Source organism: Alteromonas sp. 009811495 (assembly GCF_028865455.1).
Taxonomy (GTDB): Bacteria; Pseudomonadota; Gammaproteobacteria; order Enterobacterales; family Alteromonadaceae; genus Alteromonas.
Genome location: NZ_CP113972.1, coordinates 1107555 through 1128302, shown reverse-complemented (window position 1 = coordinate 1128302; position 20748 = coordinate 1107555). Strand labels below are relative to the sequence as shown.

Annotated in this window: 17 protein-coding genes; 1 reads left to right on the top strand and 16 read right to left on the bottom strand. The window is 44.0% G+C overall.

Annotated features, from left to right (window positions below; translation table 11 throughout):
* Positions 1 to 24 precede the first annotated feature (24 nt).
* From OZ660_RS05110 to OZ660_RS05075, 8 genes are all read right to left on the bottom strand, one after another.
* Entirely contained in the window at positions 25 to 3408 is a 3384-nt protein-coding gene (locus tag OZ660_RS05110; protein ID WP_274742783.1) for a motility associated factor glycosyltransferase family protein, read from the bottom strand.
* A gap of 2 nt (positions 3409 to 3410) precedes the next feature.
* Complete coding sequence (locus OZ660_RS05105) at positions 3411 to 3725, bottom strand: hypothetical protein (protein ID WP_202264123.1); 315 nt, start codon at positions 3723 to 3725, stop codon at positions 3411 to 3413.
* A complete protein-coding gene (fliS, locus tag OZ660_RS05100) occupies positions 3722 to 4150 on the bottom strand; it encodes a flagellar export chaperone FliS (RefSeq protein WP_159623557.1) in 429 nt (142 codons plus the stop codon). Before fliS ends, OZ660_RS05105 begins: the two co-directional genes overlap by 4 nt.
* A 22-nt stretch (positions 4151 to 4172) precedes the next feature.
* Complete coding sequence (gene fliD / locus OZ660_RS05095; protein WP_274742782.1) at positions 4173 to 5603, bottom strand: flagellar filament capping protein FliD; 1431 nt, start codon at positions 5601 to 5603, stop codon at positions 4173 to 4175.
* 11 nt (positions 5604 to 5614) lie between these two features.
* Complete coding sequence (locus tag OZ660_RS05090; protein ID WP_202264119.1) at positions 5615 to 6115, bottom strand: flagellar protein FlaG; 501 nt, start codon at positions 6113 to 6115, stop codon at positions 5615 to 5617.
* A gap of 92 nt (positions 6116 to 6207) precedes the next feature.
* Entirely contained in the window at positions 6208 to 7047 is an 840-nt protein-coding gene (locus tag OZ660_RS05085; protein ID WP_159623560.1) for a flagellin N-terminal helical domain-containing protein, read from the bottom strand.
* 773 nt (positions 7048 to 7820) lie between these two features.
* Positions 7821 to 8666, bottom strand: a complete 846-nt coding sequence (locus OZ660_RS05080) for a flagellin N-terminal helical domain-containing protein (protein ID WP_159623561.1) — start codon at positions 8664 to 8666, stop codon at positions 7821 to 7823.
* Positions 8667 to 9372: 706 nt separating this feature from the next.
* Positions 9373 to 10218 (bottom strand): flagellin N-terminal helical domain-containing protein, encoded by an 846-nt coding sequence (locus OZ660_RS05075; RefSeq protein ID WP_202264117.1) that lies wholly within the window; start codon positions 10216 to 10218, stop codon positions 9373 to 9375.
* A gap of 238 nt (positions 10219 to 10456) precedes the next feature.
* Here OZ660_RS05075 and OZ660_RS05070 point away from each other — a divergent pair, with 238 nt between their 5' ends.
* Positions 10457 to 11434: a hypothetical protein gene (locus OZ660_RS05070; protein ID WP_274742781.1), complete on the top strand. Its 978-nt coding sequence runs from the start codon at positions 10457 to 10459 to the stop codon at positions 11432 to 11434.
* Between the two features lie 2 nt (positions 11435 to 11436).
* Here the strand turns inward: OZ660_RS05070 and flgL are convergent, their stop codons facing one another.
* From flgL to flgE, 8 genes are all read right to left on the bottom strand, one after another.
* Positions 11437 to 12660: a flagellar hook-associated protein FlgL gene (gene flgL, locus OZ660_RS05065; RefSeq protein ID WP_274742780.1), complete on the bottom strand. Its 1224-nt coding sequence runs from the start codon at positions 12658 to 12660 to the stop codon at positions 11437 to 11439.
* Positions 12661 to 12667: 7 nt separating this feature from the next.
* Positions 12668 to 14755 (bottom strand): flagellar hook-associated protein FlgK, encoded by a 2088-nt coding sequence (gene flgK / locus OZ660_RS05060; protein ID WP_274742779.1) that lies wholly within the window; start codon positions 14753 to 14755, stop codon positions 12668 to 12670.
* 16 nt (positions 14756 to 14771) lie between these two features.
* Positions 14772 to 15722 (bottom strand): flagellar assembly peptidoglycan hydrolase FlgJ, encoded by a 951-nt coding sequence (gene flgJ, locus OZ660_RS05055; protein WP_202264110.1) that lies wholly within the window; start codon positions 15720 to 15722, stop codon positions 14772 to 14774.
* A gap of 11 nt (positions 15723 to 15733) precedes the next feature.
* Positions 15734 to 16852: a flagellar basal body P-ring protein FlgI gene (locus tag OZ660_RS05050; RefSeq protein ID WP_274742778.1), complete on the bottom strand. Its 1119-nt coding sequence runs from the start codon at positions 16850 to 16852 to the stop codon at positions 15734 to 15736.
* A 16-nt stretch (positions 16853 to 16868) separates the two neighbouring features.
* Positions 16869 to 17549, bottom strand: coding sequence for a flagellar basal body L-ring protein FlgH (gene flgH / locus OZ660_RS05045; RefSeq protein WP_159623570.1), 681 nt, complete (start codon positions 17547 to 17549; stop codon positions 16869 to 16871).
* 12 nt (positions 17550 to 17561) lie between these two features.
* Positions 17562 to 18350 (bottom strand): flagellar basal-body rod protein FlgG, encoded by a 789-nt coding sequence (gene flgG / locus OZ660_RS05040; RefSeq protein WP_159623572.1) that lies wholly within the window; start codon positions 18348 to 18350, stop codon positions 17562 to 17564.
* A gap of 46 nt (positions 18351 to 18396) precedes the next feature.
* Positions 18397 to 19140, bottom strand: a complete 744-nt coding sequence (gene flgF, locus OZ660_RS05035; RefSeq protein ID WP_159623574.1) for a flagellar basal-body rod protein FlgF — start codon at positions 19138 to 19140, stop codon at positions 18397 to 18399.
* A gap of 214 nt (positions 19141 to 19354) precedes the next feature.
* Positions 19355 to 20740 (bottom strand): flagellar hook protein FlgE, encoded by a 1386-nt coding sequence (gene flgE / locus OZ660_RS05030; RefSeq protein WP_202264106.1) that lies wholly within the window; start codon positions 20738 to 20740, stop codon positions 19355 to 19357.
* Positions 20741 to 20748: the final 8 nt, after the last annotated feature.

The window sequence follows — 20748 nt, the reverse complement described above, 5'->3', positions numbered from 1 at the left end:
AAGTACATCCTGGAATGTACCCCTTCAGTTGATTCCGTTGAGAATTCGAATAGCATCTTTTTTATTAGTGTACTTTTCGCTCGAAAGCTCTTCATACCTAAAGCTTTCTTTTCGCAAAGAAGGAATATAAGTTAGCCTATCTCCTGTAGGCAGTATTAGACACGTTGGATCCAAGAGTTCATTTGTCAGAATTAGGTAATCAGGTCCCGCATAAGAATGGAAAGGCTTACATAAAGCAATTATTTCTTCAAAAAACGTAGGTGACAATGAGGGATGAAAACTGACTTTTTGCAGAAAGATCGCGTTATTAAGACCGCTCATCAGCGCTATTATTGCCATATTGGTTATCGCTACCTCGTTATATTGAAGAGGCGCAGTAACATCTAAAAAGTTACCTGAAGCAATAACATGTAAGCCCTCGATAGGCACCATGAAGTTGTTCTGCTCAATATCCCTTATAATATTACACGTGTTTTTTCCAACAACACGTCTCGGGTTGTGTTCATCTACCCAGTTCAGTGTTAGGTTTTGGCGTACATTCTCTCTTTCAAGAGTAGCTAGTTGGGTCAATACTGTTGAGATTGGCTCTGGCTTATTGCTGTGCTCGATGGAAAACGGCGTAAGTTGCCACATTTCCTTAAGCTTATTTGTACGGCGAATACCTGAAAAAGGAGATATATTGTCGAAACCATATTGGTAGTTTTCTATCGTTTGATGAATATCCGATACAGTTCGACGCCAACTGGTAAGCACAGCATTTGCAGTCGACACTACAACGTCATTATCATTTATATTCAACAACTTACTAAACATACTATTAACGTAGTTTAGTGTTCCATTAAGATAATAGAACGCGAGTGATTTTCCTCGTCGATAAGAAGCAACAATAAACTCTCTTTGATCAGAAATCATCTGCGCGACATCTTCAACCGTCTCAAAGGATCCATCTAGTAAGCGAGTCAGCGCGGACAACTCTTCCAGCAAACTGTGTGTACTGTACTTTTCATCAAAATTTTGGACAAACTGAAGGTTAAGTTTTGAAGAAAATGCATCGCTAACAAGTGTATTGATTGCAAACGCTTTTTGTTCTGAAGTTGCACTGACTAACATTAGCGCCTTGTCTAATGGTTGCGCTCCAGTAATTCTGGCTCCATCATTCAAATTGTAGACATCTACTTTTGCTTTCGTAAACGTAAGCTCTAGAACGCTCTTTGATACCTTAAATTCGTATTTTGTCTTTACCCACGGCTTAAAATTTCCTGGAATGACAAGTGACATAGAATGATTATCTGCATAGCGATAAAGTTCCTTACCCTCGCCGTCGTAATATCCCGAAGAACGTGAGTGATGATAAGTGTCACTGACAAACCCCATATCGGTCCCAAACAAATAAATCTGCTTAAATCCAATTGTTGTTACTAAATCAGATACGAAATTTGTTACTGTAGGATATGCATGTTCGAGTAATGCAAAAGGATGTTTTTTATCGAGCTCTGTAAGCGATACTGTAGACGCTTCGCCTTGTTTGAAAGCAAGTAAGGTACGCTTGAACAAAGAGGTTGTATCGGGGTGAATGCCATTGCAACTCAATAGCGTGATATTCCTCAAATATTCACTATCTTCAATGCGAGAGAGCCAGTCAAATGTGGAACGGTTGGTTTCTATCTCTGCGTGAAAATCAGGCGTTATTCCATTATTGTAGAGCGATTGAAGCGCTGTACCACATGAAATGACGATAGCCTTGTCATTCTCCAGTTTCAACGTATCAATCAAACCATCCAACGAAGGACCATTTCCCACGACAAACACTGGCACTTCGAGTACTTCTTGGGGAAGCTTCTTGCGCGTATTAGCCAATAAAAAGGGAATATTCTTCTCTAGTGCTGTGTGCGTGTGAGCTATGCCAAAATTGGCATTGTCAAAATAATCTCCCATGGCAATTATGACTAATAATTGCTCTCTCAATTGAGCCACAGCATCTGTCAATTTATCATTTACGTAAGTTTGATAAAAAAACGTGTTGGCCAGCATATAAGGTCCAACAGTTTGAAATTGTACAAGGAGATCGTTTGTTAAATTAGAGCCATCGTCGCCTATATTCAGATATAAGCGCTTTTTGCCTTCATCGAAAGTTTCAATAATTTTAGCCCAGTCGATAGCGTATAAAGAGGCATAGAAGAAATCTTTGTTTGGTTCACAAATGAAAAGCATACCAGTATCATGATTGCTCATTAATGCTTCTACTGAGTAACCACTTCCGATACCAAACATGATCAGTGATTTAACATGCTCAGGCAGTTCTCCCTGCTCTTCGTTTACTCCCTTAATAATCGATTCACACGCTTCTACTAGCTGATAATGAAGATACCCCTTGAGCTTTTTCCCCTTGTAGCTCAGTAACAACCCGTCCTTATTTGGTTTTCTCGAAAACAACTCAAAACTAGTAGTGGCCTCACTTTTAGGCGATATGGAAAAAAGGCTATGTGTGTTTTTATGTACAACATTAACTGTACCATCACTACTTGCGACGGGGCGCCAACGCTGTGGCGTATATGAGGAAAACTCGTCGTAAAGATCTGGAAAGTACTTTTTCAACGCGTTTAAGTTTGCGAGCTTGCACTTTTCGTCTAAAAACCGCTCTTCAAAACCATACTGACTATTAAGTGGCGCCCAAATAGGAAGATAACTTTCATTCAATGACGCCGTTGCGTTCTTAGGTATCCATCCTTGCAACTCTGACCAATTGCTAGCGTAGAGCTTCTCCTCCAAACTATTAAAAACTGGGAGGTTGAAGTGCTTGTATAGTTGAATTTTATTAACACCTACATGGGCAACAAGCTCGTTTATATCACTAACAAAATTCGTTGCATCAGCGCCTATTTGCAAGTAAAGCGCAACACCCTCTTCCTTCGCTTTTTGAAAAATAGACTGCCAGGGAATACAAGACAATGAACATATGAAATAGTCTACGTTAGGTTCATACACCACAATATGTTTATAGTTTGTTGCTTCGACTAAATGCTCTATGTGGTGTCCTAAGCCTAAACCCAAACAAGCAATTGCTTCCATGATCTTGGGCTTTTCGAAAGTGGTGGCTGACAACTCAACCGGTGAAAAGCACGAAAGATAACTATCAAGATGAGACAGAACTTCTTGCTTTGGGTGAGCACCATAGAGTACTTGCCCACTATTGAAGTTTACAATATTAAGCTCTTTATGTTTATTACATAATAACGTAGATACTGACGCCTCTCGTTTTTTTACCATGTCAGCAAGTGTTGGTATAAAGCGCTCAAACGCACCAAAGCTTAACCGATAATTATCACTAATCTGCTGTGCAAGTGCTCGTTCTATATCTTGCTGCGTTTGTTCATCTTCATGAACATGAAACTGAATTTGCTGTAACATAGCTATTTATATTTCTTTACGGCTGCGCGGCCTCTAGAAAACTTGACCGCTTCATCTTTTGCATTTTCTAGCAAGCCTTGCGCCAGCTCCTCAAGCTTTTGATTTATCGCAATTTCATTTCTAGAAAAAGCTTTTTTTGCGTCTCCCTCAAGACGCGATAGCGCGCGAACGACAACTTTATGACGAATTTGGGATAAGTATCTGAAACGTTCCGTAGAAAACGCTTCAATATCGGAGGACAGACAAGCAGACAACTCTGCGTTGACTGCTTGAAGGAAAAGTGGTGTGTATTCGTGGTTTAAAATTGAGTTTTTCAAACAGCTTGTCGTTTTTGACGCTGGGCTTCGTACGCTTCCTGCTTTGCTTCTTCAGGAATTTGTACCCACGCGTCTCGAATGGGTGTTAACAGGCTAGACACTTCATCTAAAATATTCAAGTTGTTGTTTATGTGCGCTTCGCTCAATCGTTCTACCATGTAGTTGTATAACGCAAACATGTTTTCTGCAACCTCACCACCCGCTTCAAGATCAAGCGTATCTCTCAAGTGCATAATAATGGCGCTTGCTTTAGAAATGTAGTTAGCTTTCTCGACAAAGTCTTTACGTTCCATTGCGCCTTTCGCGTACGCGATACGATCAAGCCCACCTTGCAACAACATTAATGTCAGTTTATGCGGATCAGCATTGGCAACATCTTGTTTAAGATTTCCTTTGCGATACGCGTTAATACCCTTAAGTGACATAATATCTCCAACTCTTTTCTATCTACAGCGACGCTAATAACGCAGAGCCAGTTTGGTTTAACTGAGCAACGGTTTGGTCAAGATTCAAATACTTGTCACGAAGAATATCTTCGTAACTTAACATGCGTAATTCCAATGTTTCACGTTCGTCAAAGATCTCATCGCGAGTATCTTTTGCAGAGCGCTCTCGAAGACTAATCAAACCACTGTACGACGTGTACTCTTTCGAAAATTCGTATAATCTTGTGGCGATACCTTCGTCATCATCAGTAAATAACTTGGCGATTTCATCGAAGTTATCTTCTAGCGCGTCTTCTAAACGGTCTTCACCCGAGCCCAAACCAAAGTCAGTTGTTCCGATCTCAAGTTTACCGTCACTATCAAATTCAATACCAACTTGAAATAAGCCCCCTAGCGCGGACGCGCTAACATTGTCACCAATGATTGATGCTAAGCCGGTTTGGATACCTCGTAATAAAGAGTCACCCGCTAGCGCACCATCTTCTTCAAGCTCTGATTCACCGTAACGCGTTAACGTCTGTATTTCGTCTATTAATGAATTGTAGTTATCGACAAAATCACGAATCTTTTTATCTAAACCGTCTTTGTCGTAACCAATATTGAGTTTCGTAGCGAGAAAGTCGCCCACAGAATCTTTCGGTGACACTTCACTGACTTCAAATGACACGTTTTGAATGGTGTTCTCAAATTCATTTGAGCTACTTTGCACCTCTATACCATCGACATACGCGATAGCATTTTTGGCTCCTTCGATATTCGCTGCACTGATGTTTGCCGTACCGCCAGTGGTAGATAATCTATCTAACTCTGCAGCTCCTGTGTCATTGGTAATAACAAGATCGTTGCCGTCGCCAGTTTCACTTGAAGAAAACACTAAGCGAGGTCCCGCAGCAGTTCCGGTATCAATAATATTGGCAGTAACACCAAAGTTATCATCAGCGTTATTAATCGCTTCTCGAAGCTGGGTTAGCGTCATGCCAGCCGACACATTAATAGTAAAGCTCTCACTACCGCCCACATCAAAGCTGAGTGAGCCCGTGCCGGATGAAAGCACCGAATCGCTGCTTGAAGTAAATGCACCGTCATCTGTTGTTATACGGCTACCAGACGCCAATTGCTCGACGACTATCTCGTAACTCCCCCTTAAAGCGGAGTTAGATGCCTCTGCAGATAATACATCGTTGTCTTCGGAAGGATTGGTAATAGTCGGTTCACGACCATTAATGCCGTTGTCACTTCTTAACTCGTCAACAGCATCTTTGAAGTCAGACAATTTAGATTTAATTTGACCGAGGCCAGAAATTTCAGCCTCGTTTCGCTCTTCTTTTGCATTAAGACGCGCCTCTTTAGGCTGCCTTTCTGCATTCAAAAGCTGCTGCACAAGATCATCAAGGGCCAAGCCCGATCCTACACCTAGAGACTGAATTGTCATACATTACCTCATTAAACCTGATTGTTGATAAACACTCCCACGCTGTTCCCAACATCCTGTTGTAATTCTTGGATACGCTCGGCAAGTTTTAGTACTTCCTCGGAAGGAATTTGCCGTATCACATCACCAGATGATGAATCTTTTACCGTTACCACAGAGCGATTTGTATTTTCATCTATGGTAAACGCTAAATCACGATTCTGAACTTTCAAGAATGATTCAACTTTAGCGACAGCTTCCTCAAGCTGGGCGCCATTTCTCTCACTATCTTCTATATCGGCTTGTCGATTAGAAGCTTGAGATAAATTTTTACTGTCGACCGCCGAATTAGCTGTGTTCCGCTCAACTGCTACATTTGCACTTTGCTTTTGTTGAGACAGTGATTGTTCGCGTGAAGAGTCTACCTCTGGTGATCCTTCTGTCTCAACGCGAACCGGCGCAACAGCGTTATTTGGCGCTACTGATGTAACCGATGCAAAAGCTTGGCCATTTTGGGTATTTTGAATTTCCACCTAATACCTCCTTACTGAAACGACAAAACGGGTACTTGCTCGAAAAGCAAACACCCGTTACATCTCAATTAAGGTAACTAATATAGTATAGCTTATCCAAGCAACGACAACGCAGTTTGCGGACGCTGGTTTGCCTGGCTGAGAACTGAAACAGATGCCTGCTGAATAATCTGGTTTCTAGTCAGTTCAGCGGTTTCTGTTGCAAAGTCAGTATCTCTGATTTGTGAACGCGCTGAAGACAAATTCTCACTAATATTACTTAGATTACGAATAGTTGATTGGAAACGGTTTTGAAGCGCACCCAAATCAGCACGAACCGCACCAATACCCGAGATTGCACCGTCGATATCAGAAAGCAATGACGAAGCGCCAGTTGCAGTTGAAACATCGTTGCTTGTAATACCAAGACCAGTTGCGCTAAATCCGCTAATTGAGCCTAAGTTTGTAGACGACAAATTAACAGAGATTGTTTGACCTTCGTTCGCACCAACTAGGAACTTCGCAGAGAAGTTACCATCAAGTAAGTTAACGTTACCAAACTGCGTATCCGTTGCGATACGCGAAATTTCAGTACGAAGCGCAGACACTTCTTTTTGAAGCGCCAGACGGTCTGCAGAGCTGTTGATACCATTTTGTGATTGAACAGCTAGAGTACGGATACGCTGTAAGCTAGTTGTTACTTCGCTTAGTGCACCTTCAGCCGTTTGTGCTAATGAAATAGCGTCATTGGCGTTACGCACAGCTTGATTAAGACCTTGCACCTGTGATGTAAGACGATCTGAGATTTGAAGACCAGCGGCATCATCTGCAGCACTGTTAATACGGAATCCCGATGAAAGTCTTTCAAAAGATGTGTTTAGACGATCATTAACGTCAAAAAGCTGACGCTGTGCATTAATCGAAGACACATTAGTATTTACAAATAAAGACATTAGATTACCTCCTAGGGATTCGATGGCCGTTGTGGTATCATCAAACCCTTCCAGTTCAAATTAGCTGGGTCACTACTCCCTGCTAACTCCTCTCGTAAAAGTAAAGTAAATTACCCCTCAACAATAGGTATCGGCCAACCCTTTAGGTTCTTTAGCTTTTTTTTCTATTTTTTTGAAAAATAATCACAAAAACAACATAAACAATTGATTTAAAGCAATTAATTATTTTAATTTTTTTGATGAGATAATGGAGTTTGTGCAACAAGTTTGAAAAAAAGCATGCGAAAAACCCAACGCCCAAAACGCTTTTGCGTAAAACAGACTATTATCAGATGTGTCCCGTTTAGGCGTTGAAAACGAGAATTAGAATGCTACGTGAAGAAGGTCGACGAGTTGATGAATGAATCGCAATGTTCTTGTATCCCGCGCGCTCAGAGATAACTTTCAAAGATATCAAAGTTGGCACTAAACATGCTAAGTAATATTTGAACACACAGTGTTGCTCAGCTTGTGTTTGAAATTGACGGGATGTTTCGGTAAGAATAAAAAAAGGCCGAGACAATTTATCTCGGCCAATTTGCTCACGTTAGGAGATTGAGCAAATTCAGTTTCTGTCGGCTGGCAGGGTTTAAGTAGGATAAACTGGCCTCTCAACCAACACTTCTACACTCTCAGTCCTGTTAGTCGGCGCTTTCTTCAAAGGGGCGGCCCTATGGCCGCAACCTTTGTGGGGGATGGCCTCTCAACTCCTTCCCAAATTAACGCCTACGTAATTAACCTAGTAGTGACAATGCTGCCTGAGGACGCTGATTCGCCTGGGCAAGAATAGTTGTACTTGCTTGCTGAAGAATCTGGTTACGGCTTAATTCTGCCGTTTCAGTGGCAAAGTCTGCATCTTTAATTCGTGATCTTGCCGCAGATACATTCTCAGAGATATTGCTCAGGTTACGAATTGTTGACTGAAAACGGTTTTGTAATGCACCAAGGTCAGCTCGCAAGCCACCAATAGCCGATATCGCTGAATCAACTGCAGTCAATAGGCTTGACGCAGAACCTTCGGTTAACACGTTGTCGGTGGTAATGCCCAAACCTGTAGCACTAAATCCGTTTACACCTGCACGCGTCAATGCATTGGTAGACAAATTAACAGAGATGGTTTGACCTGCGTTCGCACCAACAAGGAATCTTGCTGAAAAATCACCAGACAGTACGTTTACACCTGCGAACTGTGTGGTCGTTGAAATTCGTGAAATCTCAGTACGCAGTGCAGAAACTTCTTTTTGCAGTGCGACACGGTCAGCAGAGCTGTTAATACCGTTTTGAGACTGGATGGCCAACGTACGAATACGTTGAAGTGCTGTCGTCGTTTCTTGCATTGCACCTTCCGCGGTTTGCGCTAGTGAAATGCCGTCGTTCGCGTTACGCACAGCTTGGTTCAACCCCTGAACCTGAGATGTCATACGGTCGGTAATTTGTAGACCAGCAGCATCGTCCGCTGCACTGTTAATTCTGAAGCCTGATGAAAGGCGCTCAAACGCAGTGCTTAGATTGTTGCCAGTAGTGAATAATTGACGTTGTGCATTCAATGAAGACACGTTGGTATTTACAAATAGACTCATGGGTCTCTCCTAACAGTTTTAAGTGTGCGCTATTATTTTTATTATTTGCGCATTGGTTTTAAATATTTGGCATAGCCTGTGCTTTACTTACCAGTGTCAGAGTAAATCTGACGTTTTATCGGCACACTACCGATGAAACTTGCTAAAAAGAGAATTTACTTCTCTTTGCTGGCTGGTGGGTTTGTTGTTCCAGAACCTCAAACCTCTCACTACCTCCTGGCTTCATTCTCGCCGGTCAGCAGCTCCACCCAACTTCAGCAAACCTTCTTATTTATCGACATAAAAACGAATTTCCTTTAATAATATTTGAAATTAATTTTTACACCTTTAAAGCACTGTTTTTCCTAACTTTAATAAACACCTAAATTCAAATTAAGGTGCAAAGTTTTGTTACTTTACGTGCATTAGAATTATTATTGTTTGCACCAGAAGATAAAAAACATCTTTACCTCCCCTTTGTAATAGTTATCGTCACATCAGGGAATTTCCTTTAGCGTTTTTTTATGTTTTTTGACGCGCCTTTCGAAGTAAGAATAAAGTAATTAAATTTCATATAGTTACAAGGCACTGAGGAAGAGTTGAATGGCAGAAACCGGTGTGGTTGTTAGAAAAAAGTCAAAAAAAAGCTGACACTTCATCAGTGTCAGCTTTTAAGTTATCTCGTGGATCAGAGCACTACCTCCTGGCTCCACCCTCGCTAACGCGCTTATCCAAGAAGCTGTAACGCAGCCTGTGGACGCTGATTAGCCTGAGACAATACAGTTGTACTTGCCTGCTGGATAATCTGATTACGCGTCAAGTTAGCCGTTTCTGTTGCAAAATCAGTATCTTTGATCTGAGAGCGGGCTGCAGATACGTTTTCTGATATGTTGCTCAAGTTACGAATAGTTGACTGGAAGCGATTCTGAAGTGCACCAAGGTCTGCACGTAGACCACCGATAGCAGAAATAGCACTGTCAACCGCGGTCAGCATGCTTGATGCATTGCTTTCGCTTAGAACGTCTGCACTTGTCACACCTAAGCCTGTTGCACTGAAGCCACTTACACCAGCGCGCGTAAGCGTACCAGAAGACAAGTTAACAGAAATAGTTTGACCCGCATTGGCACCCACTAGGAATTTAGCTGAAAAGTCACCCGACAATACATTTACACCAGCAAACTGGGTAGTTGTAGAGATACGTGAAATTTCAGTACGCAACGCAGACACTTCTTTTTGAAGCGCTACACGGTCAGCAGAGCTGTTGATACCGTTTTGCGACTGGATAGCCAACGTACGGATACGCTGCAGTGCTGTTGTAGTTTCTTGTAGTGCACCTTCTGCAGTTTGCGACAGTGAGATCGCATCGTTTGCGTTACGAACCGCTTGGTTAAGGCCTTGCACTTGTGAAGTCATACGATCGGTAATCTGTAGACCTGCAGCATCATCAGCAGCGCTGTTGATACGGAAGCCTGAAGATAGACGTTCGAAAGACGTGCTCAAAGAATTGCTCACATCAAAAAGCTGACGCTGGGCGTTCAATGAGGATACATTGGTATTGACGAACATAGACATAAAGTCTCTCCTACACTCTCAGTCCAGCTGGTGCTGGCAGTCGGACATACCGACGTTTTGTTTTAGTAGTCACCAACACCTGAGGGGTAATTGATGAACTGGCTCTCTCAGAATCTATATCGACAAGATTTAACTTCCCTTTAGAAAAAATTACGAAAATTGCCGAAAAGCGGTAAGGTATTGCCGTAAGGAAATAGATATTTCTTGGTTAAGGGTCAGATTTTTAAAGGAGATTTCGATGTTTGACAAAATTCAGTTCGAAAAACCTGTACGCATTTCTAAGCCAGCAAAACACGCAGCATTTACCGATTTGCACGACAATCCTTTTGACGATTCTCATAAAACGTTATTTTGCTGTTATCGAGAAGCGCAAGATCATGTCAGCCCTGACGGAAGGATCCGAATACTTACTCTTGATAAAACGACGTTCAACGTTATTCGACACACTAGGTTATCGCTGCCAAAGTATGATTTGCGTGACCCGAAGTTTTCATTTGACGGGCGAAGGTTAATTCTTACTGCCTATGCCAAAACATTTTTAGAAGATGGAACCATGTTTACCAAAATGGTGAGCTTTTTCAGTACCACGGGAGAGTCGTGGTCGAGTAGAAATGAGTTTGGTGAGAGTCGATGGTGGTTGTGGAATCACACTTGGTACAAAGACGAAGCCTATGGCTTCGCTTACAATCGCCCTTCTGAATTTATTTCTCTTTTTAAAGGCGATCCAACACGCTCAATGCAAGCCTATAGACCCAATTTATTTGGTAAGAAAAAACAGGGAAAAGGATACCCTAACGAAAGTGCTTTTCTCATTGACGACGCTGGTACTGCGTCGGTTTTTTTGAGGCGCGATGCAGACACATTTAGTGCACAATTTGGCACAGCGGTGGCACCTTATGTGAATTGGCAGTGGTATGATTTAGGGATCTATATTGGTGGCCCGGCCGCTGTGGCACTTAAGGATGGAAACTTTTTAGTTGCCGGGCGACATATTGACTGGCAGGCTCGCAAGTTTTCCACTCGCCTTTGGCATTTTAACGCTGATACCAAAACGCTTTGTGAACTTTTGACCTTACCCAGTGCGGGTGACACTAGTTACCCTGGACTTGTGCTTGAAGGCGATACCTTGTATTGCTCTTACTACTCTTGCCATATCGACAAGGAAGCACGTGTTTACATGATTAAAATAACTGGCGTAAACACGCTGTATTCGTAGGTTTATATGTAATTGAATAGAGACAAATTGGTCACTTGGGGAAAAGTGGCCAATGCAGCACTCAATGCCGTTTCTTGCTTCGCAAATTCCGTAGAAGCCTCGGCGTAGTCAATATCCTGAATCGAAGAACGTGCAGCTTTGGCTGCGATTTCCATATCTAAATTACTTTCGTAAGTACTTTCGGCAATATTAAGCCGACTACCGATAGATGCCCGTTCTAGTGAGATCTTCTCAAGCCCATTATCAAGGCCCACAAGCGCATCGGCGATAGACTCTTGCAGCGCGCTATTGTTAATAGTTGAGTCCATTAAAATAACTTGGATCTCATGAAGTGATTGCGCCACACTTTTCTTTTCTGGCGCATTGAGAGAAAAGTCTATGGTATCGCCAGTAGTCGCCGATGCAGAAAACTCCATACCTTTGATACTAAATGGTGATCCAGACTGGTAGTCAACAGTGTCAATTACTGCACCAGTGCCTTGATTTACCAGTTGTGCCTGCCCTGACGCTAAAAACGTAATTTGATAGTCGTTGTTAGCTGCGGTAACCGGATCATAGTTTTTGTCGAAAAACGTATCAAACGTACCTTGCTGTTTTACTGTTGCGCTTTCTAAATCAGCCACAGTGCTGCCAGTTACCGAAAATTTAAACCGCGAGAGTACATTTTCAAACACTTCATAGCCATTGCTGGTCGATTGAATTTTTGAGCTGTTCGACAATTGAATGAAGCTTACCCCGGGGTCGCCTGCAAAAGTAATCGCATTACCGGAAGCAGCTGGGTTGTAATCAAACGCCTGATTTCCAGACTGATAGCCTGCGTACAAATAGTTACCATCTGCATCTTGCGTATTCATCAAATTGAACACTTCTAACTTAATTTGTTCAAGTTCAGCACCAATGGCACGTTTGTCAGGGTCTGAAAGAATGCCATTACCCGCCTGTACGACAAGGGTTCTTGCCCGGTTAATTGAGTCAGTAATATTTGTTAATACCGCTTCTTGCTGTTCTAACGAGCCAGTAACCAAATCGTTGTTTCGTTGAAATTGGCTCAATTCATCGATTTCTTCAGTGAGGCGAAGAACTTTCGCTGCGCCAACAGGATCATCACTTGGGGTAATAATGCGCTTTCCCGTGGCGAGCTGCTCTTGCGTTTTAGCAAGATCGCCTTGGTTATTCATAATAGAACGCATGTTCTGATCATAAAGTTGGTTTGTTGAAATACGCATTACTCACCTACCTTGCAGATTGCAAAATGGTATTAAATAAATCTTGTGCCGTAGACAAAATACGAGCGGCGGCAGCATAACTTTGCTGATACTTTATAAGATTCGCAGCTTCTTCATCTAGACTCACGCCCGATACTGACTCAAACCAGTTTTGAGACTGAACTTTCATTGCCTCAGCTGACGCCAGTGATACATTCGCCATCGCTGTATCTTCACCGACACGGCCCACCATAGACGCATAGGCATCTTGAAAGGTACGAGGCGTATTTGTTGACTCGCTACTTACTTGTACGTTGTTGGCATTTTGCAGTGCAGCTAAACTTAATGCATTACTGTTGTCGTTAAAACCGTCGGTATTATAGCCAATAGAAAAACTATCCCCAGCACGCGGCAAGCCATCGAGGCTTAGATCATACCCAGGGTAATCAGTCAGACCGGCAAAACCCGCTGGCCAAGTACCACTATTTTTCGCTTGCTCAATCAAGTTATTCAGATCAGTGGCCCCTGTTACCGTCGCAATCGTCGCCCCTGTACCATCGAGTACATCATAGGTATTCGCAGCGGTAAACACGATTTGCGCAGGTGCCGCAGTGTCGATGCCACCCGCACCATCAAACGCAGAACGGTCGGTGCCCGCACCCACAGTGGTATTTGTCACGGTAACATCAATTACGTTTGCACTGCCTAGGTTCGTATCGTCGGCGCCAGCGCGAACTGGGTTTGCAAAGGCTAGATCTTCAGGGCGGTTCGTGGCAAGCGTTATGCTTGATGCAACCGTCTTAGTCGGCTGAACCAAAAATTCATTGCCTATGGCATACGTCGACGTCCCTGAAAAGTCGACTTCAATGCCACCTGGCAGTTCATTGAACCCTGTGGTTACCGCAAAATTTGAATAAACAATATCATTGCCCGATGCATCTTTTTTTGGCGTTCCGTCTGAATTAAGTAAGGTAATTTCAATTTCACTCGGCACACCTGCTGCAACGTTTGTCACCTCTATGCGATAGTCTGCGTCAGTCAGTTCAGCGCCTTGACCTTCTGTAATTTGCGCCGTTACAACATAGTCACCTGTAGTGCCCTCGTATGCTAAACCTGGGAATGTAGGAATAGTGAAAATGTCTCCACCTAACTGGCCATCTAGGTCCATCCCAAGCTTATTTTGGGTATTCATTGCATCAGCAAAGGCTACTGACAACTGCCCCACATCACGCATTGCTGGGCCTAGCACTTCGTCACGGTAGCGGAACAATCCGCCCATACTTCCGCCCAAGTCACTTTCCACGATGCGCACCGACGCATCGGCTTTGGTATTTGAACCAAAATCAGTTTCTAGCTTTAACTGCTTAAAGTTTAGGTCAGCGTTGCTATTTAGCTCGAACAAATTAAACGCGCCGTTTTCGAGTACAAGTGACTCTCCTGATGTCAGGTTAATGGTTACGGCACCATTTTGGCTTTGACTTTCTTTTACTGAAATCCCCATGATTGAGGCGAGTTCATCAATGGCTTTGTCTCGTTCATTAAGCAGTGCACTAGGCTGATCGCTAGTGTTGTTACCATTTGCGATGACAATGTTTCGGTTAAGATCACCGATATTTCCAATCAAGGTATTGGCACGATTGATCAAAGAAGTAAATTCTAAGTTGAGTTCTTCTTCCTTCTCTATCATGTAATCAGAAAGCGTCTTCATTCGGTTGTACAGCGACTCAGACTTACCCAGCACCTGCTCTCTGGAGGCGAGATTGGTAGGGTCGTCAGCTGCAGTTTGTAACGCCGAAAAGTATTCAGTCAGCCCTTTTGATATAGAATTGGCCTCACTGGCAAGCAAGTTGTCTATGGCGGTTGTCTTTTGAGAAAAAGATTCCAACTCTCCCACAGACGTAATGTCTCTTCGCAGCTGATTTTGGGCAAAGACATTGATGATACGTTCAGTATTACCAATTTCTACACCAAACACACCGCTGTTTTTAATCTCTGTGCGCTCGCGAACATACCCCGGCGTATTCACATTGGCAATGTTATTACTGGTGGTCTGAAGCAGCTTGCTACTGGCATTAACACCACTTGTCGCTATAGAAAATAAATCAACCGAATTCATTTTGATCTCTCCATCCCTATGGCATTAGCGCACTGAGTCGGTCGCTGTGATAAACGGCCATTATCTTGTTCGCGTATTCTGGATCGGTAGCGTAACCCGCATCTTGTAGTGCTTGCGTGTACTGGCGCGCATCAGAGGCCTGCTCTACCGCTCGATTATAACGAGGCTGCGATGTAATGAAGCGCCCATAATCTTCCATCGCCTCTTCTACAGAGCCGTAAGAACGAAATGCCGCTTTTTGTTTTTGAGCGATGCCGTTATTAAACTCAAGGGTATCTACAACCGCTTGCTCACCTTGCCATTGGGCGTTTGCTTTTATGCCAAACAAGTTGTGAGAACTTTTCCCGTCAGCGGTATGGATAACAAATTTTCCCCACCCTGTTTCAACAGCAGCCTGCGAAATAATTGCTTTGGGATCCATTCCATACTTATCAGCCACTTTCTGCGCCACTGGCATTAAGCTTTCAACAAACTGCTCTGGACTTTCAAACATCGCATCTTTACGCGCAGACTGAGTGCGAATAGAGCGCGAATTTAGGGCGAGATCTTGCGCTTGCTCAATGTACTGTGCACGTTCGCGATTTAGCGATGACAAATTACCATCGCTACGAATAACGCTCGATGGCGTATAACTATCTTCGGTTTGCCCTAACTGCTTAACAATCACGTCAGCAAGCCCTAACCCACCATTAGCCGTCAAGTCAGCAGCAAGCTGCTGGTCATGCATGTCGCGATAGAATTTTACTTGTTGAGAATTAAACGGACTATTTTCATCAGCGAGTGCGTCTTGTGCTTTACGCATAGACTTCAACATCATCTGCACAAATATAGCTTCGAATTGCTCAGCGGCTTCTTGCAATACTTTCTCATCGCCAGACGCTATTGCTTCACGCATTTTGTTAATGCTACCTAAATCGTGAACATTGCGAGCCATGTCCAATTGATTTTTAGTACTGAGCGCTTCCATCATGCAGCTTCCTAAATAATGACCAGTTCGCCGCGTAGGGCACCGGCCTGACGCAAAGCTTCAAGAATTGCCATCAAATCACCAGGTGCCGCTCCGACTTCATTGACGGCGCGAACAAGCTGATCCAATGTAACGCCCGGTTCGAACTTGAACATGCGACTGTCAGCCAAATCAACATCTACAATCGACTGTGTAGTAATCGCAGTTTGTCCTTCACCGAAGGCATTGGGCTGCGAAACCTGCTGATTTTCGGAAATTGTAACGGTAAGCCCACCGTGCGTAATGGCAGCAGGCAACAGACGAACGTCGCTTCCAATGACAATAGTGCCAGTTCGACTATTGATAACCACACGCGCAGGCGCATCTGCTGGCGTGAAGTCAAAGTTCTCAAGGGTTGCTAAAAAACCAACGCGTTGGCCTGCGTCTCTAGGTGCAGTTACTCTTACTGAAGCGGCATCAATGGGCTTTGCAATAACATAACCATTCTCAGGCTGCGCCCCCAGTCTTTCATTGATGGTGTCAGCTAGCGCTTTAGCAGTGGAAAAATCAGGGTAGTGAAGATTAAGCGTCAAATAATCCCCATTGGCAAAGCCGCTTGGCACGCTTTGCTCTACCATGGCACCATTAGGAATGCGCCCTACAGTCGGCGTATTTACAACGATTCGAGAACCATCACCGCCTTCTGCACCGAAACCGCTTACCACCAAACTACCCTGTGCCACGGCATACACTTTGCCATCAACACCGCGCAGGAAAGTTTGTAACAACGAGCCACCTTGCAGGCTTTTCGCTTCACCAACTGAGGATACAGTTACATCAATGGTTTGACCGGGTTTGCTGAAAGCGGGCAAATTGGCATGTACCGCCACCGCGGCAACATTTCGCGTATTAGGTCGCGTGTTGGCATCCATCCGTATACCAAAATTAGCCAACATGGTTCTAAAACTTTGCTCAGTAAAAGGGTTCTGTTCGCCAGTGCCTGGCAAGCCGACAACCAAACCGTAACCAATTAACTGATTTGAACGAACACCCTGAATGGATGCTACGTCTTTAATACGCTGTGCATAAGCGCTATGAATGCAGCCTACACACATGCACAGTGCTATCGCGAAAAACGAAAAATAACGCATAACTACACTCTCCACGTTAAAGTGGCCACCAAGATGAATCGAAGAACTTTGCCAACCAGCCCTTTTCTTGTGCTCTTGCAAAGGTACCAGTGCCGCTGTATTGAATGCGCGCATTGGCAATTTTGGTAGACTCTATTTGATTGTCAGGGTTGATATCTAACGGACGAATCACACCTGTAAGACGAATATATTCGTCTCCGTGGTTAAGGGTCATCCATTTCTCACCGCGCACAACTAAGTTTTTGTTGGGGAGTACATCGACAACTGTCACCGATATAGCGCCTTGAAGGCTGTTGGTCTGATTGGCCGCAGCGTCCCCCGAAAAGTCATTCGACGAATCAAGACCAAACTGGATAGACTGATTACCTATGTTAATGGCGTTGCCCGCTAAACCCGTAATCGGTTGCAAGTCTGCTGTTGTTTCACGCGATGTGGTCGTGTTCGCAGATTTCGTTGCCGCCGTATTCTCGCTTAGTACCACGGTAATAATGTCACCTACTTGACGTGCGGTAACATCTGAATACAAGCTGTTAGCCAGATGAGGTCTAAACAAGGAGCCGTCTTCAATAACGGTTTCTTCCGGATAATTCGGCACCACAGGCGCATAAAACGGGTCATTCGCCTGAACGCGCTCATCAGTAGTACTCTGACAGGCGCTAAGCAGTGAGCAAAGCATAATGAAAATGGCGCAACGCATCTCAATCTACTCCTACAGCTGTTGAATAACTTGACCAAGCATCTGATCAACAGAGGAAATAACTTTCGAGTTCATCTCATAAAGACGTTGGCTTTCAATAAGGTTTACCAATTCTTCTGTCACGTTTACATTCGACGTTTCCAGCGTACCTTGAGAGATCATGCCAAGCCCCTGCAAACCTGGGATACCTTGTATAGGCGCACCACTTGATGCCGTTTCTACATATAGATTTTGCCCAGTGGGTTGCAAACCAGTTGGATTGACGAAGTCGGTTACATTCAACTGTCCAAGTAGCTGAGGCTCTGCCTGTCCTCGAATACTTACGCTGATCTGGCCGTCTTGTGAAATCGTGATTTGCTGCGCATCAGGAGGGATCGTGACCTGAGGTTGTAACAAGTAACCTGCACCAGAGGTAACAATTTGTCCTTGGTCGTTTAGGCTAAATTGCCCATTACGGCTGTACGCTAATGTGCCATCTGGCTGAAGTATTTCGAAATAGCCACGGCCTTGTATAGATAAATCTAACGCATTTTCGGTTGTTAGTAGGTTTCCTTGCGTATGTGCTTTTTGCGTAGAAACCACTTTCGAACCTGAACCTAGCATTAGTCCCGAAGGCAGCTCAGTATCTGCTGACGAACGGCCACCTGGCTGATTGATATTTTGATATAACAAGTCTTCAAACACTGCACGGTCTTTTTTAAAGCCAACCGTTGATGCGTTTGCCAAGTTGTTAGATACCACAGCAACATCAGTTTGTGCGGCATCAAGTCCGGTTTTACTAATCCACAGTGCTGGATGCATGTTAACCTCCGACGTTGCCTTTCAAGCAACAAATCTAAAAATACGTTTACAGAATTCGTAGCAGCATGTTGCCGCGAGTATCTAATTCTTCCGCTTGCTTCATTACTTTTACTTGAAGCTCGTAATGGCGCTGAAGACTGATCATGTCGACCATCTCTTCTACGGCATTCACGTTCGACCCTTCTAGCATGCCCGACATCACTTTCACGTTAGCATTGGGATCTGCAATTGAACCGTCTTCCATTCGAAAAAGACCGTCTCGACCACGTTCCATATCAGCGTAATTAGGGCTGACAAGTTTCAGTCTACCCACCTCTTCAATAACGTTAGCGGGTGCGCCGAGTTGTCGCATAGACAGTGTGCCATCAGACGCAATATTCAAGTTGTCCAACGGCACTGGAAGAAAAATTGGACCGTTGTCGCCTAATACAGGGCGTCCTTGAACATCTGTCAAAATTCCGTCGTCACCTAACTTGAAGTTACCATTTCGCGAGTATGCTTCTTGTCCGTTTTGGTCTTGAACGGCAAACCACCCGTCCCCTTGAATAGCAACATCAAGGTCACGTTCAGTCTTAATCATCGGGCCCGACTCGTAATTATTTGAAGGGCTCTCTGTCATTGAAAATACTCGGGTTGGCAAACCTTCACCGTACGCGGGCATTGACCTTGCCTGCTCTAACTGAGCACGAAAACCTGTAGTCTGCGCATTGGCCAAATTGTTCGCGCGTACACCAGTACCTAAAAGATCTTGAGAAGCGCCACTTGCTGCGATGTAGAGTAGTTTGTCCATGACTGACTTTTGACTCTGATTAAACCTTACCCTTGATTTTGCAAAGGCAATGCCAATGTGTAGAGTTTGTAGCCAACAGGCTCACATGAAGTTGTAGAGGTATGAAATATATAGAAAAATAAAGAGGCCGCGCAGAGGCGACCTCGTGAATTAATATGAACTTTGCCGACGAAAAAGCGCTTAGTTATTGCCGCTTTTCTGCCGCCCTATCCGCCTATCGAATATTCAGGATAGTCTGGTTAAGCGAATTGTTTACTTCAAGCGCTCGAGAGTTTGCCTGGAAGTTACGCTGAGCGATGATCATGTCGATTAGCTCAGTGGTCAAGTTTACGTTCGCTTGCTCTAGCGCTGATGAATTAATTTCACCAAAGGTACCCGTGGTAGCTTCACCTGCTAGTGCCTCTCCAGACAAAATACTTTCTTTCCACTGCGTGCTACTTTCCTGAGTAAGGCCCTGCTCGTTAGAGAAGCGTACTAAGGCTACACGCACGATAGGTTCAGACGTACCGTTTGAGAAAGTTGCTCGCACAAGGCCATCTGGACCAATATCAATACCCGTCAAACGGCCCACTGGCAAACCATCTTGCTCAAGTGACGTTACTTCGAATGCAGACGCGAACTGAGTAGGTTCATTCGGTGTTGCACCATTAACATCAAGGTTAAAATCAATGCTAATTTGTTGCGATGGATCTGAACCGTTTGCCAAAATAGTGGCACCAAGTGCCTCTGTTTGCATCTTAAAGTCTAGTGTTGCAGTACCATCTGGCGTTTCCATCCCAACAAAGTCACCACCTTGCGAGAAGATGAGCTTTGAAGCAGTCACTGCATTACCCGTATTTGATCCCACAACATTCACTGCTGTAGCAGGGTCAGTATCAGCGCCAGCAGAGTCGGTCATGTCAACCAAGGTATCGTCAACGGCCGTTGCAACATACCATTCGTTATCTACACCCGCGGTGCCGTCTTTAATAAAGTAGTATGTCATTACGTGGCTATCACCTAATGAATCGTACACTGTCACTGACGTGGCCGCGTTGTAGGTTAAGGGGTCTTCTGGGTTAAAATCTGCCGGATCAAGTGCTGAATCACCCGCCGGTAGGTTCATTCTAATGTCGACTTCAGAAGTTTGTTGCGGCGAACCCGAAGAATCAGGAATTCGCACGGGCTCGGTGGTACTTAATGCAACCGATGCACTCGTGCCATCAGCATTCACTGGAAAACCTAGCAGGTTGTCACCATTACTGTTAACGACAAAGTTATCACTATCTAGTTTGAACTGACCTGCGCGAGTGAAAGAAAAATCGCGAGAGGTTATTTCAGGTACAGTGGCAAAAAAGCCATTGCCGGTAATCGCCAAATCCAGTGAAGTATTGGTAAATTGCAAACTACCTTGTGAAAACTGCTGTGCAACCTCTTGTGTTAAAACACCATCACCCACTTTGGTTTTACCGCCAGCCAACAGTGATGCCGCATAAACGTCACCGAACTCTGCACGAGATTCCTTAAAGCCAACTGTATTTACGTTTGCGATGTTGTTGGCGGTTACATCCAAATCTTTTTGTGCGGCAGATACGCCACTCAGTGCAATATTAAAAGACATTATTGATT

Excerpts from the sequence above, each read along its gene's own strand:
- fliS (WP_159623557.1), bottom strand. The coding sequence starts at position 4,150 with ATGTCACTTAAGGGTATTAACGCGTATCGCAAAGGAAATCTTAAACAA.
- OZ660_RS05110 (WP_274742783.1), bottom strand. The coding sequence starts at position 3,408 with ATGTTACAGCAAATTCAGTTTCATGTTCATGAAGATGAACAAACGCAG.
- flgG (WP_159623572.1), bottom strand. The coding sequence starts at position 18,350 with ATGCATCCAGCACTGTGGATTAGTAAAACCGGACTTGATGCCGCACAA.
- flgK (WP_274742779.1), bottom strand. The coding sequence starts at position 14,755 with ATGAATTCGGTTGATTTATTTTCTATAGCGACAAGTGGTGTTAATGCC.
- flgE (WP_202264106.1), bottom strand. The coding sequence starts at position 20,740 with ATGTCTTTTAATATTGCACTGAGTGGCGTATCTGCCGCACAAAAAGAT.
- OZ660_RS05070 (WP_274742781.1), top strand. The coding sequence starts at position 10,457 with ATGTTTGACAAAATTCAGTTCGAAAAACCTGTACGCATTTCTAAGCCA.
- OZ660_RS05085 (WP_159623560.1), bottom strand. The coding sequence starts at position 7,047 with ATGTCTTTATTTGTAAATACTAATGTGTCTTCGATTAATGCACAGCGT.
- flgH (WP_159623570.1), bottom strand. The coding sequence starts at position 17,549 with ATGCGTTGCGCCATTTTCATTATGCTTTGCTCACTGCTTAGCGCCTGT.
- OZ660_RS05080 (WP_159623561.1), bottom strand. The coding sequence starts at position 8,666 with ATGAGTCTATTTGTAAATACCAACGTGTCTTCATTGAATGCACAACGT.
- flgL (WP_274742780.1), bottom strand. The coding sequence starts at position 12,660 with ATGCGTATTTCAACAAACCAACTTTATGATCAGAACATGCGTTCTATT.
- fliD (WP_274742782.1), bottom strand. The coding sequence starts at position 5,603 with ATGACAATTCAGTCTCTAGGTGTAGGATCGGGCTTGGCCCTTGATGAT.
- flgJ (WP_202264110.1), bottom strand. The coding sequence starts at position 15,722 with ATGGAAGCGCTCAGTACTAAAAATCAATTGGACATGGCTCGCAATGTT.
- flgF (WP_159623574.1), bottom strand. The coding sequence starts at position 19,140 with ATGGACAAACTACTCTACATCGCAGCAAGTGGCGCTTCTCAAGATCTT.
- OZ660_RS05050 (WP_274742778.1), bottom strand. The coding sequence starts at position 16,852 with ATGCGTTATTTTTCGTTTTTCGCGATAGCACTGTGCATGTGTGTAGGC.
- OZ660_RS05075 (WP_202264117.1), bottom strand. The coding sequence starts at position 10,218 with ATGTCTATGTTCGTCAATACCAATGTATCCTCATTGAACGCCCAGCGT.